Source organism: Paracraurococcus ruber (assembly GCF_004353985.1).
Lineage (GTDB): Bacteria > Pseudomonadota > Alphaproteobacteria > Acetobacterales > Acetobacteraceae > Paracraurococcus > Paracraurococcus ruber.
This window is the reverse complement of the sequence record NZ_SMOA01000495.1, coordinates 1-2,323: the sequence shown is the minus strand read 5'-3', so window position 1 is coordinate 2,323 and position 2,323 is coordinate 1. Positions and strand designations below refer to the sequence as shown.

Genomic DNA, 2,323 nt, shown 5'->3' with positions numbered 1-2,323 from the left:
TCGCGGAGGAGAGGCGATGGCCGGATCGAAGTCTCACATTGGTGCTAGCACTGATGCAGCCGCAGATGGTGTGACGCGGGTTGAGATCGTCACACGCGGCGAGCCGAGGCGCGAGTACACCTCGGCACAGCGGGCGGAGATCCTGACCGAGGCGGCGTTGCCTGGCGCGCGCGTGTTGACGGTGGCGCAGCGGCACGGGATCTCGCCAAGCCTGGTGTATCGCTGGCGACGAGAGGCGGCGGGTCGTCCGGCGCAGAAATCGCGGTCGCGGCCGGCCCGCTTCGTGCCCTTGCTGGTCGAGGACAGCGGTCCCGCCCCCGGGTCGAGCTTTCCTGCGGAGGCAACACACCTGACACCCGAGGCCGATCGCGTCGAGGTGCTACTCCGCAACGGCCGTTTGCTGCGGTTCAGTAGCACGACCGATCCCGACGGCGTCGCCCGCCTGGCAGCGGCACTGGAGCGGTGATCACCGTCCCGGCAGGTACGCGGATCCTGCTGGCGACCAGGCCGGTGGATTTCCGTCGTGGCGCCCATGCCCTGGCTGCGCTGGCGGCGGCGGAGCTGGGCGAGAACCCGTATTCGGGTGTGGTGCTGGTGTTCCGCTCGAAGCGCGCCGACCGGGTGAAGGTCTTGATGTGGGACGGCAGCGGCCTGGTCCTGATCTGGAAGCAACTTGAGGCCAACACCTTCCGGTGGCCGCCGATCGTGGATGGCGTCATGCGTCTGACGTCGGTCGAGTTCGCGGCGCTGTTCGACGGCATCGATTGGCGGCGCGTGCAGGCAACGCGGGAGATTCCCAAGCCGAGCGTGCCTGCGTAGAATTGCCGCGTGATGCGCGCCGCGGACCCCCACACGCCCACCCTGCCGGAGGATCCCGCGGCGCTGCGGGCGATGCTGCTGGCCGCACTGGCCGAGCGCGACAGCATCGCCGCGGAGCGCGACAGCCTGGCCGCTGAGCGGGATGCGCTGGCGGAGCGGAATGAGCGGCTGCGGCATCTGCTGGAGAAGCTGCGCCGCATGCAGTTCGGCCCGCGCTCGGAGCGGCTGCCGCAGGACCAGCTGCAGTTCGCCTTCGAGGAGGCCGAGGCCTCGCTCGCCAGCAACGACGCCGAGGCCGAGAAGCGCTCGCCCGACCTGCGCAAGAAGAACGCCGACCGGCGCCGGAAGGGGCGCGGCCGGCTGCCGGCGCATCTGCCGCGGGTCGAGCAGGTGCTCATGCCCGAGAGCACCGCCTGCCCATGCTGCCGGGGCGCGATGGTCGAGATCGGCTGCGACACAGCGGAGCGCTTCGACGTGATCCCGGTGCAGTTCCGCGCCCTGGTCACCCGGCGCCCCAAGTTCGCCTGCCGAGCCTGTCCGGGCGTGGTCGTGCAGGCGCCCGCCCCGGCGCGCCTGGTCGAGGGCGGCATGCCGACCGAAGCGGCGGTCGCCCATGTCGCCGTCGCACGCTACGCCGACCACATGCCGCTGCACCGCCAGTCGCAGGCACTGGCCCGGCAGGGCATCGAGATCGGCCGCGACGTCCTGGCCGGATGGATGGGCGCGGCCGCCTTCGAGGTCCGGCCCGTGGTAGTGCGCCTGCGCGAGATCCTGCACGGCTCGGTGCGGCTGTTCGCCGACGAGACCACCATGCCGGTGCTCGACCCCGGCCGCGGCAGGACCAAGAAGGGCTATGCCTGGGCGATCGCGCGCGATGACCGGCCCTGGGCCGGCACCGACCCGCCGGCGGTGGTGTTCCACTACGCGCCGGGCCGCGGTGCCGAGCATGCCCGCGACCTGCTGGCGGGCTACACCGGCCTCCTGCAGTGCGACGGCTACGCCGCCTACAACAGCTTGGCCGCGCCGAAGGACGGCGGCGCGGCGGCCACGCTTGTCTACTGCTGGGCCCATGTGCGCCGCGAGTTCTACGACCTGACCAAGAAGAAGACGGCGCCGATTGCCGAGGAGGCGCTGCGTCGCATCGCCGCCCTCTACGCCATCGAGGAGACGATCCGCGGCAAGCCACCCGAGCTGCGGCGCGCCACCCGCCAGGCCCGGAGCCGGCCGCTGGTCACCGACCTGTTCGCCTGGCTTGAGCAACAGTTGGCGCGCCTGCCGGGCGGCAGCCCGACGGCACAGGCCATTCGCTACGCGCTCAACCACCGTGATGGCCTCGAGCGGTTCCTCGACGAAGGGCGTGCGGAGATCGACAGCAACACGGTCGAGCGCACCATCAGGCCGCTGGTCCTGAGCCGCAAGAATGCGTTGTTCGCCTCAGGCGATGACGGCGGCCGCCGCTGGGCCGACATGGCGTCCTTGATCGAGACCTGCAAGCTCAACGACG

The 2,323-nt window shown here is 71.2% G+C and carries 3 protein-coding genes; all 3 read left to right on the top strand.

Annotated features, from left to right (window positions below; all coding sequences use genetic code 11):
• Nucleotides 1-466 (top strand): IS66-like element accessory protein TnpA (tnpA, locus tag E2C05_RS31150; RefSeq protein WP_205083211.1); only part of this gene is annotated, 466 nt, incomplete at its 5' end.
• Nucleotides 463-819, top strand: coding sequence for an IS66 family insertion sequence element accessory protein TnpB (gene tnpB / locus E2C05_RS31145; RefSeq protein WP_133223486.1), 357 nt, complete (start codon nucleotides 463-465; stop codon nucleotides 817-819). The genes tnpA and tnpB, both read left to right, overlap by 4 nt.
• Nucleotides 820-831: 12 nt before the next feature.
• The coding region (gene tnpC / locus E2C05_RS31140) for an IS66 family transposase (protein WP_133223485.1) at nucleotides 832-2,323 on the top strand (1,492 nt) is incomplete at its 3' end.